Source organism: Dactylosporangium sp. CA-139066 (genome assembly GCF_050936175.1).
GTDB lineage: Bacteria > Actinomycetota > Actinomycetes > Mycobacteriales > Micromonosporaceae > Dactylosporangium.
Map to the genome: position 1 here is coordinate 9,541,703 of NZ_JBNJNH010000001.1, position 14,300 is coordinate 9,556,002.

The 14,300-nt window shown below is 70.1% G+C and carries 14 protein-coding genes and 1 tRNA gene; 6 read left to right on the forward strand and 9 right to left on the reverse strand.

Going from position 1 to position 14,300, the window contains the following annotated elements:
* Positions 1–19: 19 nt before the first annotated feature.
* The 6 genes from ACQEVU_RS43585 to argS all read right to left on the reverse strand — a co-directional run bounded on the left by ACQEVU_RS43585 (position 20) and on the right by argS (position 7,686).
* Positions 20–682, reverse strand: coding sequence for a hypothetical protein (locus ACQEVU_RS43585; RefSeq protein WP_433334424.1), 663 nt, complete (start codon positions 680–682; stop codon positions 20–22).
* A 224-nt stretch (positions 683–906) separates the two neighbouring features.
* A complete protein-coding gene (locus ACQEVU_RS43590; RefSeq protein WP_433334426.1) occupies positions 907–2,124 on the reverse strand; it encodes an MFS transporter in 1,218 nt (405 codons plus the stop codon).
* A 170-nt stretch (positions 2,125–2,294) separates the two neighbouring features.
* The gene (gene thrC, locus ACQEVU_RS43595; protein ID WP_433334428.1) at positions 2,295–3,344 is read right to left on the reverse strand and encodes a threonine synthase; all 1,050 of its coding nucleotides are present in this window, start codon (positions 3,342–3,344) and stop codon (positions 2,295–2,297) included.
* 5 nt (positions 3,345–3,349) lie between these two features.
* On the reverse strand, positions 3,350–4,621 hold the full coding sequence (locus ACQEVU_RS43600) for a homoserine dehydrogenase (RefSeq protein ID WP_433335338.1): 1,272 nt from the start codon (positions 4,619–4,621) through the stop codon (positions 3,350–3,352).
* Positions 4,622–4,636: 15 nt separating this feature from the next.
* On the reverse strand, positions 4,637–6,022 hold the full coding sequence (gene lysA / locus ACQEVU_RS43605; protein ID WP_433334430.1) for a diaminopimelate decarboxylase: 1,386 nt from the start codon (positions 6,020–6,022) through the stop codon (positions 4,637–4,639).
* 5 nt (positions 6,023–6,027) lie between these two features.
* Positions 6,028–7,686: an arginine--tRNA ligase gene (gene argS / locus ACQEVU_RS43610; RefSeq protein WP_433334432.1), complete on the reverse strand. Its 1,659-nt coding sequence runs from the start codon at positions 7,684–7,686 to the stop codon at positions 6,028–6,030.
* A gap of 530 nt (positions 7,687–8,216) precedes the next feature.
* Between argS and ACQEVU_RS43615 the strand changes: the two genes are divergently transcribed.
* From ACQEVU_RS43615 to ACQEVU_RS43630, 4 genes are all read left to right on the forward strand, one after another.
* Positions 8,217–8,849 carry a DUF3105 domain-containing protein gene (locus ACQEVU_RS43615; RefSeq protein ID WP_433335340.1) on the forward strand — a complete coding sequence of 211 codons (633 nt, stop codon included), beginning with the start codon at positions 8,217–8,219 and terminating at the stop codon, positions 8,847–8,849.
* Between the two features lie 5 nt (positions 8,850–8,854).
* Positions 8,855–9,484: a DUF305 domain-containing protein gene (locus tag ACQEVU_RS43620; protein WP_433334434.1), complete on the forward strand. Its 630-nt coding sequence runs from the start codon at positions 8,855–8,857 to the stop codon at positions 9,482–9,484.
* A gap of 85 nt (positions 9,485–9,569) precedes the next feature.
* Positions 9,570–9,644 (forward strand) — tRNA-Arg (locus ACQEVU_RS43625).
* 133 nt (positions 9,645–9,777) lie between these two features.
* Positions 9,778–9,990: a hypothetical protein gene (locus ACQEVU_RS43630; RefSeq protein WP_433334436.1), complete on the forward strand. Its 213-nt coding sequence runs from the start codon at positions 9,778–9,780 to the stop codon at positions 9,988–9,990.
* Between the two features lie 22 nt (positions 9,991–10,012).
* Here ACQEVU_RS43630 and ACQEVU_RS43635 read toward each other — a convergent pair whose 3' ends face one another.
* Entirely contained in the window at positions 10,013–11,104 is a 1,092-nt protein-coding gene (locus tag ACQEVU_RS43635; protein WP_433334438.1) for an SMP-30/gluconolactonase/LRE family protein, read from the reverse strand.
* A 106-nt stretch (positions 11,105–11,210) separates the two neighbouring features.
* Between ACQEVU_RS43635 and ACQEVU_RS43640 the strand changes: the two genes are divergently transcribed.
* Positions 11,211–12,140 carry an NADP-dependent oxidoreductase gene (locus tag ACQEVU_RS43640; protein WP_433334440.1) on the forward strand — a complete coding sequence of 310 codons (930 nt, stop codon included), beginning with the start codon at positions 11,211–11,213 and terminating at the stop codon, positions 12,138–12,140.
* Positions 12,141–12,229: 89 nt separating this feature from the next.
* Positions 12,230–13,237 (forward strand): RNA polymerase subunit sigma-70, encoded by a 1,008-nt coding sequence (locus tag ACQEVU_RS43645; RefSeq protein ID WP_433334442.1) that lies wholly within the window; start codon positions 12,230–12,232, stop codon positions 13,235–13,237.
* A 78-nt stretch (positions 13,238–13,315) separates the two neighbouring features.
* On the opposite strand, the gene ACQEVU_RS43650 is transcribed toward ACQEVU_RS43645, so the two are convergent.
* Both ACQEVU_RS43650 and ACQEVU_RS43655 read right to left on the reverse strand, forming a co-directional pair.
* The gene (locus tag ACQEVU_RS43650; RefSeq protein WP_433334444.1) at positions 13,316–13,486 is read right to left on the reverse strand and encodes a dihydrofolate reductase family protein; all 171 of its coding nucleotides are present in this window, start codon (positions 13,484–13,486) and stop codon (positions 13,316–13,318) included.
* Between the two features lie 142 nt (positions 13,487–13,628).
* Positions 13,629–14,114: a pyridoxamine 5'-phosphate oxidase family protein gene (locus tag ACQEVU_RS43655; RefSeq protein WP_433334446.1), complete on the reverse strand. Its 486-nt coding sequence runs from the start codon at positions 14,112–14,114 to the stop codon at positions 13,629–13,631.
* Between the last annotated feature and the right edge of the window lie 186 nt (positions 14,115–14,300).

The window sequence follows — 14,300 nt, forward strand, 5'->3', positions numbered from 1 at the left end:
CCGGCGGGGCGAGCACGAGCTACTGAGGGACGTTCCAGGCCTTGAGTGAAACGTTCACCGTGCCGTCGACCAACACGCTCATGACGTGGAGCAGCACAATCTTCCAGTCGATGCCCTGGCGCTGTGCGTCGGCGAGTGACGTGTTGATGCACAGCGTGAGGTTGTCGGTCTTCACGTTGATCTGCGCGTCGGGGGCCAGCCGCGCGGTGTCGAACCTCGCGGCGCAGTCGCCGGGCTGCGCATCCGGGCTGTTCATCGTGACGACCTTGACGTTCTGGCCGAAGCGGAAGTACTCGCCGTCGTACACGTACAGCTGCATGTCGGCGCTGTCCTGGTCCGCGCCGACCTCGGGCTTGTCCAGGTCGATGTTGCTGGCGCCGGAAGTCGGGGGGTGGATCTCCAGGCTGACCGTCCACGCCTCCGCGAAGCGTGCCGTGGGGCGTGCGGCCGCCGTCGTCGGGACCGCCGCCTGGTTCACCGGCGCATTGGGGGTGACGGCCGCCGGGCCCGAGGCGTTCTTCGCGTCGTTGGCCACGCCGAGGGAGTAGATGGCGATCGCGGTCGAGATCAGCGACACGAGGACCGACAGGATCGTCAGGCCGACCAGGAAACCGCCGCGGCGGCCGGAGTTCGGCGACGGCGGGGCGCTGAAGGGCGGGCGGCCCGGCACAGGGGCCGGCACCGCAACGGGCGGTGCGACGTACGGCGGGCGGCGAGGATGCCCCGGCTGCGGAGGGAACGGGCCGATCCGCGGCGGCTCCGGCCCAGGCCGTTTGGACGGGTCGCTCGGCGGCACAGTCAACGTGGCTCCTGCGGGTGCGGACTCCTGGGCGCAGCGTACGAACAGCGTAATGGCCGCCGTCTACGTGACCAGGGTCGAAACGGCGGATGCATTCCGGGCCGAAGCTAGGCCTCGGCCGGGCGCGGACGGCGGCGGCGCAGGGTGATCGCGGCCCAGCCGACCGAGTAGAGCAGGGTCACGCCGCCGCAGGCGGCGGCGAGCAGGCGCGGTTCGGTGCGGTCGACGAAGGAGCCCACGGCGAGCTGGCTCGCGGCGACCGACAGCGTGGCGAGCATGAAGTCGGTGGCGAAGATGCGTCCGCGCAGGGTGTCGGGGACCTCGCCCTGCAGCGCGACGTTCGACATCATCCAGTTGCCGCCGGCGCCGAGGTGGGCCAGGACCACGCCGACGAGCACCAGCGGGAACCAGGTCAGCAGGCTCACGCCGATGTACGCCAGGCCGTACGCGGCCATCGACATCGCCAGGCCGGGCAGCAGCCAGGAGCGGTGGGTCAGCACGCGGCGCAGCAGCAGCGGGCCGAGCAGGGCGCCCAGGCCGCGCGCGGCGAACAGCAGGCCGGTGCCGAGCGGGCCGGCGCCCAGGGTCGCGGCCAGGACGGGGAAGAGCGTGAGGACGCCGTTGCCGAGGCCGACGGCGGACTTCACCGTCACCAGCGAGGCGACGCGATGATTTCCGCGGATGTACCGCAACGCTTCGGCAATCGCCGCAAACGGGCGCGCGGGTGCCGTTTCGCGCTCGGCCTGCAGGGGGCGCCGCACGCGCCACACCTGGAAGGCGGACGTGGTGATCAGGGCGGCGGCCAGCGCGAAGCACGGGTAGGGGCCGAACGCCTCGGAGGCGATGCCGCCCAGCGACGCGCCGATGACGACCATCGTGCCCCAGGCCGAGCCGCTCAGGGCGTTGGCGGCGGCGAGGTCCTCGGCGTCGACGACGTTGGGCAGCGCGGCCTGCCCAGCGGGGGCGAAGAACGCCTTGGCCACGGCGATCGCGCCGACGGCGACGAGCGCCACCCAGGCCGTCGCGGGGGTGCGTACGAGCAGCAGCGCGAGGGCGCACACGGCCATGGCGACGTCGGCGGCGATGAGGATGCGGCGGCGGTCGAGGCGGTCGGCGACGGTCCCGGTGTACGGCAGCAGCAGCGCGGTCACGCCGGTGTCGGTGGCGAGGACGAACGCGCCCCACATGCCGCTGCCGGTGAGGTGCGGCAGCAGCGTGAGCAGGGGGATCATGACGAACCAGTCGGCGCCGAGGCCGATGAGGTCGGCGGCGAAGAGGTTGCGGAAGTCCCTGTTGCGAGTAAGGACCGAAAGCGCGGGCGGCACGTTCACACCGTAGCGGTTGTTGCTCTTGGCACCGCGGGCCTGGCAGGGAGGGCCGCCAGGCCCGACCGGTTCGCCCAGTCTGGCTCGATGGAGCTACGCAGAAATCGACCCAGACCAGGCGCTGGTGGCAACTACGGTCGCAAGTTGGACGGCCCGAGTCCCGCCCCTGTTTATGCCAGGTCGAGAGCCTTCGCTGCGGCGAGCGGCTCGGCCGGGATGGTGGTCGGCGCCGGCGCGGTCGAGATCGCCCAGTCCGGGTCCTTGAGGCCGTGCCCGGTGACCGTGCAGACGATCGTCTGGCCCGGGTCGATGCGGCCCTGCTGGTGGGCCTGCAGGAGGCCGGCGACGCTCGCCGCGCTGCCCAGCTCGACGAAGACGCCGACGGTGCGGGCGAGCAGGCGGTACGCGCGCAGGATGTCGCGGTCGGTCACGGCGTCGATGAGGCCGCCGGATTCGTCGCGGGCGTCGATGGCGCGGGTCCAGCTCGCCGGGTTGCCGATGCGGATCGCCGTGGCGATCGTGCTCGGCTCGCGCACGACGGCACCGTTGACAATCGGCGCGGCGCCGGAGGCCTGGAAGCCGAACATGCGCGGGCGCCGCGTGGCGTTGCCGGCGGCGTGGTCCTCCTTGTAGCCCATCCAGTACGCCGTGATGTTGCCGGCGTTGCCGACCGGCAGGCAGTGGATGTCGGGCGCGTCGCCGAGCCCGGCGACGATCTCGAAGGCGGCGGTCTTCTGGCCCTCGAGGCGGTCCGGGTTGACGGAGTTGACCAGCGACACCGGGTAGTCCAGCGACAGCTTGCTGGCCAGCGCCAGGCAGTCGTCGAAGTTGCCGCTGACCTGCAGCAGGCGCGCGCCGTGGACAAGGGCCTGGGCGAGCTTGCCCAGGGCGATCTTGCCGGTCGGCACGAGGACGGCGCAGGTGATGCCGGCGCGCGCGGCGTACGCGGCGGCGGAGGCCGACGTGTTGCCGGTCGACGCGCAGATGATCGCCTTCGAGCCGTCCTCGACGGCCTTGGAGACCGCGACGGTCATGCCGCGGTCCTTGAACGAGCCGGTGGGGTTGGACCCCTCGACCTTGAGGTACACGTCGCAGCCGGTCCGGGCGGAGAGCTCCGGCGCCGGCAGCAGCGGCGTGTTGCCCTCGTACAGCGTCACCACCGGGGTCTGCGGCCCGACGGGTAAGCGGTCCCGGAACTCCTCGATCAATCCCCGCCACATGGCGGTCACTCTCCTTCGACCCGCAGGACGCTCGCCACGGCGCGAACGATGTCCAGTGCCCGCAGCTCGGCGACGGTCGCGGCGAGGGCGCGATCCGGCGCGGCGTGCGTGACGATGACGAGCACGGCCTGGTTGCCGCGACCGGACTGGTTCACGGTCGCGATGCTGACCCCGTGCCTGGCGAAGACGCCCGCGACGGCCGCGAGCACGCCGGCCTTGTCGGAGACGTCGAGGCTGATGTGGTACCGCGTGAAAACGTCCCCGATCGGGGAGACCGGAAGGTCGGCGTAGGCCGACTCGGACGCGCTGCGGGTCCCGGCGAGGCGGTTGCGGGCCACGGCGACGACATCGCCGAGCACCGCGGAGGCGGTCGGCGCGCCGCCCGCGCCGCGGCCGTAGAACATGAGCTGGCCGGCCGCCTCGGCCTCGACGAAGACCGCGTTGAACGCGTCGCCCACGCCCGCCAGGGGGTGGGTGCGCGGGATCATCGCCGGGTGCACGCGCACCGAGACGGCGCCGCCGGCCTTCGAGGCGATGCACAGCAGCTTGATGGTGCAGCCCATCGCCTTCGCGCTGGCGACGTCGGCCGCGGTGACCTCGGTGATGCCCTCGCGGTGCACGTCGGCGGAGGTGACCCGGGTGTGGAACGCCATCGAGGCGAGGATCGCGGCCTTGGCGGCGGCGTCGAAGCCCTCGACGTCGGCGGTCGGGTCGGCCTCGGCGTAGCCCAGCGCGGTCGCCTCCTCCAGCGCCTCGGCGAAGCCGGCGCCGGTGGCGTCCATCGAGGACAGGATGAAGTTGGTGGTGCCGTTGACGATGCCGGTGACCCGGGTGATGCGGTCGCCGTGCAGCGAGTCGCGCAACGGGCGCAGCAGCGGGATGGCGCCGGCGACGGAGGCCTCGTAGTACAGGTCGGCGCCGCAGTCGGCGGCCGCCTTGTGCAGCGTGGCGCCGTCCTCGCCGAGCAGGGCCTTGTTCGCGGTCACCACGCTCTTGCCGGCGTGCAGCGCCTCGAGCAGCCAGGTGCGGGCCGGCTCGATGCCGCCGACGACCTCCACCACCACGTCGACGTCGTCGCGGGTGACCAGGCTGAGGGCGTCGGTCGTGAAGATGCTCCGGTCGACCGGGAGGTCACGGGCCTTGTCGATGCGGCGCACGGCCACGCCGACCAGCTCGAGGGGCGCGCCGATGCGGGCCGTGAGGTCGTCCTCCTGCTCGTGCAGCAGGCGTACCACTTCGGAACCGACGGTCCCGCAGCCGAGCAGCGCCACCTTCACCGATTTCGGCATCTGTCACCCCACGTCCAGTCTCAGCAGGTCGTCCACGGTCTCCCGGCGGACGATGACCCTTGACTCCCCGTCAACCACCGCCACGACCGGCGGGCGGGGGACGTGGTTGTAGTTACTCGCCATACTGCGGCAGTAGGCGCCGGTGCCAGGTACCGCAAGAAGATCTCCGGCCTTGACGTCGGCCGGCAGGAATTCATCTTTCACGACGATGTCCCCGGACTCGCAATGTTTTCCCACCACGCGGGCGAGAATCGGCGGTTCGCAGGACGCCCGACCGGCGACGGTGGCCGAGTAGGCGGCGTCGTAAAGGGCGGTGCGGATGTTGTCGCTCATCCCGCCGTCCACCGAGACGTACGTCCGGATGCCGTCGACGTCCTTGACCGTGCCCACCTCGTACAGCGTGAACATCGACGGGCCGACGATCGCCCGCCCGGGCTCGACGGAGAGGTGCGGAACGCTCAGGTGCAGGGCGGCGCACTCCTGCTTGACGATGCGCAGCAGGTCGCCGGCCAGGTCGCGCGGGTCGGCGGGCTCGTCCTGGGTGGTGTAGGCCATGCCGAAACCGCCGCCGAGGTCCATCTCGGGGAGTTCCTTCTGGTGTACCTCGGCGATGCGGGCCTGCAGGCCGAGCAGGCGCCGGGCCGCCACCTCGAAGCCCGACGTGTCGAAGATCTGCGAGCCGATGTGCGAGTGCAGGCCGCGCAGCTCGAGGATGTCGTCGGCGAGGATCTTGTCCACGGCCTCGGCGGCGGCCCCTCCGGACAGCGAGAAGCCGAACTTCTGGTCCTCGTGCGCGGTGGCGATGAACTCGTGGGTGTGTGCCTCGACGCCGACCGTCACGCGGACCAGGATATTCGGCCGTTTGTCCAACTTCATGGCAACTTGCTGGAGACGTTCGATCTCGTCGAACGAGTCGACGATGATGCGGCCCACGCCGTGCTCGACGGCCAGGGTGAGCTCCTCGACGGACTTGTTGTTGCCGTGCAGGCCGATCCGCTCCGGCGCCATGCCGCCACGCAGGGCGACGGCCAGCTCGCCGCCGGTGCACACGTCGAGGCTCAGGCCCTCCTCCACCAGGATCTTGACGATCGCGGTGGCGATGAAGGCCTTGCCGGCGTAGTACACCTCGGCGCCGCCGAACGCCTCCTTGAACGCGCGGCAGCGCGCCCGGAAGTCCTCTTCGTCCAGGACGTAGGCCGGGGTGCCGTGCTGTTCCCGGATTTTCCGGACGTCCACCCCGCCGACCGTCAGGGCGCCGCTCGCGTCCCGTTTGACGGTTTTGGGCCACAAGATCGGGACCAGTGCGTTGACGTCGTCCGGTGTCCGGAGCCACGAGGGGCCGTTCGAGCCCAGGTCAGCGTGGAGCGCTCCGGCCTCGTGTGCGCGCATGTTCTCTACATCCGTTCCGGCGCCGAGACGCCGAGCAGGTCCAACCCGTTCACAATCACCTGACGGGTGGCGTCGTTGAGCCACAGCCGCGCCCGGTTGGTCTCCGAGAACGGCTCGTCACCCTGGGGCAGCACCCGGCAGTTGTCGTAGAACCGGTGGTATGCCGCGGCCAGGTCCTCCAAATAGCGTGCCACGCGATGCGGCTCGCGCAGCTCCGCCGCGGTCGCCACGATGCCCGGGAAGTCGCCGATCGCCTTGAGCAGGTCGAGCTCCTTCTCGTGGACCAGCAGCGCGGCGTCGTACTCCTCGCCGCGCGCAAGGCCCAGCTCGGCGGCGTTGCGGGCCACGGAGGCGGTGCGGGCGCCGACGTACTGCACGTAGAAGACCGGGTTGTCGTTCTTCTGCCGCGTGATGACCTCGATGTCGAGGGTCAGCGGCGAGTCCGTGGACGAGCGGGCCAGCGAGTAGCGGGCGGCGTCCACGCCGACGGCGTCGATCAGCTCGTCGAGGGTGATCAGGGTGCCGGCGCGCTTGCTGAGGCGCACCGGCTCGCCGCCGCGCAGCAGGCTGACCAGCTGGCCGATGAGCACCTCGATGTTGCGCCGGGGGTCGTCGCCGGCGCAGGCGGCGATGGCCTTGAGGCGGCCGATGTACCCGTGGTGGTCCGCGCCCAGCATGTAGATGCAGCGCTCGAAGCCGCGCTCGCGCTTGTTGATGTAGTAGGCGGCGTCGGCGGCGAAGTACGTCTTCTCGCCGTTGGAGCGGATCAGGACGCGGTCCTTGTCGTCGCCGAAGTCCGTGGTGCGCAGCCAGACGGCGCCGTCCTGCTCGAAGACGTGGCCCTGCTTGCGCAGCTCGTCGAGGGCGTGCTCGACGGCGCCGCCGTCGTGCAGGGTCCGCTCGGAGAACCAGACGTCGAAGTGGACCCCGAAGCGCTCGAGGCTGTCCTGCATTTCCTTGAGCATGGTTTCGTACGCTTTTTGCAGGAACGCCGCCTTCTGCTGCTCTTCGGGCATTTCCAGAATGTCCGGATGCGCAGCCTTGATGGCATTCGCGATGTCCTGGACGTACTCGCCGGGGTAGCCGTCCGGCGGGGTCGGTTGCCCGTGGGCGGCGGCCATGACGGACTCGCCGAAGCGGTTCATCTGCACGCCGGCGTCGTTGATGTAGTGCTCGCGGGTCACGTCGGCGCCCGCGGCGGTCAGGATGCGCCCGAGCGCGTCGCCGACCGCGGCCCAGCGGGTGTGGCCGAGGTGCACGGGGCCGGTGGGGTTCGCCGAGACGAACTCCAGGTTGATCTTCTCCTTGGCCAGCGTCTCGCTGCGCCCGAACGCCCGGCCGGCCCGCACGACCACCCCGGCGAGGCCGCCGGCGGCGGCCGCGGACAGCCGGATGTTGAGGAAGCCCGGCCCGGCGATCTCCACGGCATCGATCCCGGGAGTTTCCTGCAAGTTTTTCGCGACCGCCGCGGCCAGATCGCGCGGGTTCAGCCCGACCTTCTTGCCCAACTGCAGGGCGATATTGGACGCATAGTCACCATGCTCCGGGTTTCGCGGTCGCTCCACGCTGGTCGTCGCCGGGAGCACCGACGCATCGAGGTCACGCTCGGTGATGGCCGCCCGGGCGGCGGCGAGGACTACTACGGCGAGTTCAGCGGGAGTCACCGACAAATGCTATCGGGGGTAGACTCCGGTACTTGGCGGCGGCCCGTTGTGCTGGTCACAATGCGGGACGGCTGGACTGTCCTTCCCCTGAAGGCGGATCTCCCCGCGGATCAGGGAGGACCAGTTCGCCGCCGTGACCCCCGACCGTTGACCAGACGAGGCCCGATGAACCAGCACAGCGCTGAGCGTTGCGAGGCGACGAGATGAGCATGAGCACCCAGCACAGTGGCGGCAATCGCAAGCCGTCCACCAAGCCAGTGGCCGGCGCGAAGCCGAAGCAGGGCGGCGACGAGGTCGAGGACGAGGACCTGGAGCTGCTGGAGGAGTCGGACATTTCGGACACCGCCGCCGATGATGTCGACGGCGACGCTGACGAGGACGAGGACAGCTCGGCCGCTCCGGCCAAGCCCAAGGCCAGCCCGCGCAAGTCGGCCCCGGCCCGCAAGACCGCATCCGGCGCGGCGAAGCGGCCCGCCACCGCGACCCGCCCGGTCGCGAAGAAGATCGCCCCGGTCAAGGTCAAGCAGGGCATGTCCTGGGGCCCGATCGCGCTGTTCACGACCGTCGGCGTGCTGGCGCTGGGCATCGTGGGCTTCGCCGGCTACCAGGTGTACGAGAACGGCCTGGGCTGGCACGACCGCGCCGACCAGATCAGCGGCATCAAGGACTACTACCAGATCGACAAGGCCATGGTCGGCCAGCGCGAGCACGTGTGGGGCCCGCAGCAGTACAAGCTGAGCCCCCCGGTCGCCGGCAACCACAACGCCAACTGGCAGCGCTGCCTCGGCGACGTGTACCCGGCCGCGATCGCCAACGAGCACGCGCTGCACAGCCTGGAGCACGGCGCCGTGTGGATCACGTACAACCCGAGCCTCCCCGCCGACCAGGTCGAGAAGCTCGCCAAGCGGGTCCGCGGCAACGACTACATGCTGATGAGCCCGTACCCGGGCCTGGACAAGCCGATCTCGCTGCAGGCGTGGGGCTTCCAGCTCAAGGTCGACAACGCCGACGACAAGCGCATCGACGAGTTCATCAAGGCGCTGCGCCAGAACGCCAGCCTCGAGGCCGGCACCCCCTGCTCGCAGGGCGACATCATCACCGAGACCGGCACCACGCCGCACGACCTCGGTAAGGACGGCACGACACAGATGGGCGGCAACTAGCCACCGTGTTCGCGCAACTTTCCCGGCGGGCACGCCTGTCTCTGGGCGTGCTCGCCGCGGTACTCCTGCTGGTGACCGGCACCGCCATCGGTTACCTGATCCCGACCTTGAGCAACCCCGGCGAGGACTCGATCGACGCCGGCTTCGCCCGCGACATGAGCATCCACCACGCTCAGGCCGTTGAGATGGGCATGCTGGCGTACCGCCTGGGGACCACGGACGACATCCGCACGCTGGGCTACGACATCGCCGCGAGCCAGCAATGGCAGATCGGCCAGATGCAGACCTGGCTGGTGCAGTGGCACCTCTCCCCCACGTCGTCCAACCGCGCGATGGCCTGGATGCCCTCGGGCATGAACACCCTGCAGCCCGACGGCCGCATGCCCGGCATGGCCTCGGACGACGAGCTGAAGAAGCTCAAGTCGTCCACGGGCAAGGACTTCGACATCCTGTGGTGCCAGCTCATGCTCCGCCACCACCTGGGCGGCATCCACATGGCCGAGGTAGCCGCCAAGAACGCTTCGGCCCCCGAGGTCCGCGACTCCGCCGCGAAGATGCAGGCCGCGCAGTCGTACGACATCTCGGCCCTGACCGACAAACTCAAGGACCTGGGCGCCCAACCCCTGTCCTCGTAGCGTTCGGCGTCGCCCCACCCGCCACAGGGGAACCAGTGCGCGGGTCGGGGCGGGGCTCTGCTAATCTGTGTCAGGTCCGATTACGGCCCCCGTAGCTCAGGGGATAGAGCACCGCCCTCCGGAGGCGGGAGCGCAGGTTCGAATCCTGCCGGGGGCACCACCACGAAATCATCGTTGCCCAGCCAAACCGAAGCCCCTCCACTGACAGCTCGGACAACACGGTCACGGTGTGGCGAATACCTGCCGCCTAACCGCTGATACTGCACGTACGGCCCCGCCCTTGACGCGCTGCCGTGGCCGTCGGCCGGCGCCGGCCGATGCTCGCCTTCGCCGCCGCACTGGGCGGTTTCTGGCTGGCTCCGGTGGCGCCGCTGCCGGCCTTCCTGGCGGTGGGTCCGCTGGCGTACGACGTGCTGTGCCAGGTCGCCGGGCGGCACCCGGCGCGAATCGGGCTGCCGGTGCTGGCCGATCGAAGTCATGCTGGACGGCCTGACCCGCGGGCGTGACGTCCGGCGGCGGCCCGGGCGGTCAGGTCGCCGGCGTCGACCGCGCTGCGGTCGGACCGAGCCGCACGGGGCGTGCGTGCACCGGGACCCGGATGATGTGGTACGGCGGGACACGGTCGTCGACGCCGTCGTTGAACAGCGGCGCGCGGGGAAGCTGGTTGACGCTCACGTACAGGTAGCCGTCCCCCGCGAGCGACAGCGTGTCCGGCCACAGCAGGGCGGGTGCGTGCAGGATCGTGGTCCAGGTGCCGTCCGCGGCCAGTTTCAGCACCGCGCTGTGCTCGTACGCGGTGGCATAGACCGCACCATCCGTGTCTGACTCCAGACCGTCGGACGCACCCTTGTCGCCGTGGTCGACCACCCGAGCGGCGACCTCGGCCTCCGGAAGGTCTCGGTCACGCAGGGCCGCGGTGTCGACGCTGTACAGGCGCCGGCTCGACAGCGGGCAGAAGTACAGTCGCTCGCCGTCGGCGCTCAACGCGATACCGTCCGCGCCGACGACGTATCCCTCGCGGACGACCCCCTGCACCACGGCCCGGAAGCCGTCCTCCGCATGGGTACTTCGGTGTCCACGCAGCCGCGACCAGCTCTCGCCGGACGCCAGATCCACGACGACCAGGGCACCCTCGGGCTGTGAATCGGTGAGGTACGCGTACCCCGCCTCGCCCCGCGAGAGGTCGAAGCGGACGTCGTTGAGGTACACCGTGGGTGTCATGGCCTCGGCAGAAGGATGGACGACCCGTACCACCTGCCCGGTTTCGAGGTCGACCTGCACCAGCTTCGGCCCGCCCTTGACGAACGGCGCGAACGCCAGGCTGCCGGTGTCGAGCAGCCACAAGGACCCGGCCGGATCAACGATCACGCTCTGCACCGACACGAGCGTGTCGGCGGCCCGCTGCGGGCTCCACCGGTTGATCTCCACGTTCGGGAACGCGACCAGCTTGCCGCCGACGACCTCAGCGACCGTGTAGGGCACGTCGTCGCCCCACCGCGGAATCGAGACGAACACCCGCCCCGAGTCGGCGACCGTGACGCCCGTCGGCATCAGATCGGGGATCTCGGCGACGACCTCGTACTCCGCGGCGAGCCACGCACCGAGCGGACCAGCAGCCATAGCCGTCGGCTACCCACGTCCCGCTGCACAAACCGGGCGGGTTCGTTCCCCCGGCCGCGGGTACATCACCGGCCATCGTAGGCTTCGACAGGGACGGAGTTGCCGGATGAGGGCAGTGAGCCTGGACCGGTTCGGCGGCCCAGAGGTGCTGCAATTCGGCGAGGTGCCAGCACCGCGACCGATCAGCACCGAGGTGCTGGTGCGGGTCCACGCGGCCGGCATCAACCCGGTCGATCTCAGGCAGCGACAAGGGCACGGGCCCCTGTCGCGCTTGCCGATGATCCTGGGTTGGGACGTGGCCGGGGTGGTGCAAGAGTGCGGGTTCGGCGTCACCATCTTCTCGCCCGGCGACGAGGTGTACGGCATGCCGTGGTTTCCTCGCCAGGCCGGCGCATACGCCGAGTACGTGACAGCCCCTTCGCGGCACTTTGCCCCCAAGCCGCCGTCGCTGTCGTTCCCCGAAGCCGCAACGCTGCCACTTTCCGGGCTGACCGCCTGGCAGTTGCTGGTGGACACCGCGCACCTCAAGGCCGGGGACCGGGTGCTGATCCACGGCGCCGCCGGCGGGGTCGGCCGGCTGGCCGTCCAGATCGCCACATCACTCGGCGCGCACGTCATCGGCGTGGCCCGAGCCGACCACCACGACGAGCTGCGCGCGCTGGGCGCCGCCGAACTCGTCGACTACACCACGACTCGGTTCGAGGACGTCGTCGGCCCGGTCAACGTGGTGCTCGACCTCGTCGGCCGGGACTACACCCCACGGTCGCTGCCGCTGGTCACCCCCGGGGGCACCGTGGTTCTGGTGCCGTCCGGAGTGGACGATGCGGTGGCCCGCCTCGGCGCGGACAAAGGCGTGCGGGTGACCAATTTCCTGGTGGAACCCGACCACGCCGGCCTGCTGGCGTTGAGCCGGCTGGTCGCCGAGGGTCGGCTGGAGTCGAAGGTGGGCGCGACCGTCCCTCTCGAGGACGCTTCACGGGCGCATCAGCTGGCAGAGAGCCGTACCGTCGGCGGCAAGGTCGTTCTGTCAGTCTGAGCCGGCGTGGAGGCTTCACCGATCAGAATTCTTCCGCCACGTCGTCGGTTCTGGTAGCCCCCCTCGCACCGGTGGAAGGATTGGTGACCATGACCGACGCTAGACCGCTGGGCGCTGACGAGGCCTCGTTCATCGCGGTGGTTCGCTCAGGCGATACGGCGCGGTTTGCGCTCATCACGGAGCGCCACCGGCGTGAGCTGCAGGTGCACTGCTACCGGATGCTTGCGAACTACGAGGACGCCCAGGATATGACGCAGGAGACGTTCCTGCGAGCGTGGAACAAGCGGGAGTCGTTCCAGGGCCACGCTGCGCTGCGGACCTGGCTGTACCGGATCGCGACGAACGTCTGCCTTGACTTCCTGGAGAAGCGCAATGACCGCACACCCGTACCGTCCGGGCTGTCGGACTCCAGCTCGGAGGTGCTGTACCTGCAGCCGTACCCCGACCGGATGCTCCCCGAGGACCCGCAGGAATCGGTGGTGGCGCGGGAGACGATCGAGCTGGCGTTCATCGTCGCCGTCCAGCACCTGCCGCCGCGGCAGCGGGCGGTGTTCATCCTGCGCGACGTCGTCGGCTGGCCGGCGTCGAAGGCCGCCGACGCCCTCGATCTGACCATCGCATCGGTGACCAGCGCGCTGCAGCGGGCGCGGGTGACGATGCGCGAGCAGCTGCCCGGCCGCCGCCTCGACTGGCGCAGCCCCGCCGCCCACGAGCTGTCGAATGACGAGCGCGGCGTGGTGAAGTCGTACATGGACGCCCATGAGCGCAACGACCTCGACGGGCTGATGTCCCTGCTGCGCGACGACCTGCGCTTCGTGATGCTGCCCGAGGCGGGCACCTCGGCCATCACGGCCAAGGACGCGGTGGACGGCTGGGTCTGCGGTGGGCTCTTCCAGCCCGGCTACGACGACTGGCGCTGTATCGCCACGACGGTCAACCGCATGCCCGCCGCCGCGCTGTACCTCCGCACCCCTGACGACCCGCAGTACCGGTTGTTCAACATCGCGGTCCTGCACATCGTCGACGGGAAGATCGCCGAGCTCACCGGATTCGACGCCACCGACAAACCCTGGCTGGACCTGCCCCCGACACTGTGATCAGACAAGTCCCCGTCGGAATGAGCACCCGGCCAGGTGAGCACCGACGCGACAACGCGAACACCACCGCCCCGGTGCTCATCGCCTCGTCTCGTATCGGGTCAGCACGACGCCGCCGGGAAATGTCCGCGTCTCCGCGAGGTTCAGTTTCACCCAGCTGTCCAGCGCGGTGAAGAACGGCGTGCCGCCGCCCACCAGGACCGGCACGGTGACCAGCATGTACTCGTCGATCAGCCCATTCCGCATCATGCCAGCCTCTCGTAAGTCGATCTCATACGTACAGACGGGCGCTGCGCGAAAACCTCATCGGTGCGCGCTGCTGGCAGATCCAAGGTCGTGCATCAGCAGGCGCTCGACGGGCCGGTCGGCGGGCGTCTCGAAGCGGCTCTCGCTATTCGATGCGGGCTCGGTGGTCTTTGGCGAGGCCGTGCAGCGGGCACGGCTGTCGCGGCTCGCGCGGGCACAGGACCCACACCTCGGTGGCGGTCGCCCGGTAGAGGCGGTACGGGGAGGATCCGGTCACGTCCTCCCGGGTCAGGGCGGTGGCGCCCCGGTCGCTGGGCCCCGGGTACACCTCCAGCCCGCGCTCAAGGTCGCCGCCTTCCAATGCGCCCGCCGTGCCGACCGCGTACAGGGCCCTGCCGTGGTAGGGGCGGACGCTCGAGTCGAACACGACGATGCTGACGTGCGGGCGTGAGGTGAGGTTGCGTGAGTGCACGGCGTCGGTCTCCGAGGCCCAGTAGAACTCTCGCAGGCCGGATGCGGCGAAGTACACAGGGGAAGTCCAGGGCCGGCCGTCCGGGTCCACGGTGCCCAAGGTCAGGAAGCTGTTCGTGTCCAGCAGTGCCCGCGCGTGCGCGGCGAGGTCGTCAGACAAGGTCGTTGTCCGGGCCGTCGAGGGAGACGGAGATGGCTGCGAAGATTCGGGTCATACGGTCAATTCTCGCCTTCCGGGGCCGGACGCGGCAGATGCTGACGTGGCCGGTCGGCGATGACGAACGCACCGGTCCCGGCGGCCGGGGGTTGCGGGAAACCCGCAACAAACGCTGCGGCTACGGGCGTA

Bases quoted from the DNA above. Each gene is read 5' to 3' on its own strand.
- ACQEVU_RS43650 (WP_433334444.1), bottom strand. From the start codon at position 13,486: ATGATGCGGAATGGGCTGATCGACGAGTACATGCTGGTCACCGTGCCG.
- ACQEVU_RS43615 (WP_433335340.1), top strand. From the start codon at position 8,217: ATGTCCTGGGGCCCGATCGCGCTGTTCACGACCGTCGGCGTGCTGGCG.
- ACQEVU_RS43645 (WP_433334442.1), top strand. From the start codon at position 12,230: ATGACCGACGCTAGACCGCTGGGCGCTGACGAGGCCTCGTTCATCGCG.
- ACQEVU_RS43640 (WP_433334440.1), top strand. From the start codon at position 11,211: ATGAGGGCAGTGAGCCTGGACCGGTTCGGCGGCCCAGAGGTGCTGCAA.
- thrC (WP_433334428.1), bottom strand. From the start codon at position 3,344: ATGTGGCGGGGATTGATCGAGGAGTTCCGGGACCGCTTACCCGTCGGG.
- ACQEVU_RS43635 (WP_433334438.1), bottom strand. From the start codon at position 11,104: ATGGCTGCTGGTCCGCTCGGTGCGTGGCTCGCCGCGGAGTACGAGGTC.
- lysA (WP_433334430.1), bottom strand. From the start codon at position 6,022: ATGCGCGCACACGAGGCCGGAGCGCTCCACGCTGACCTGGGCTCGAAC.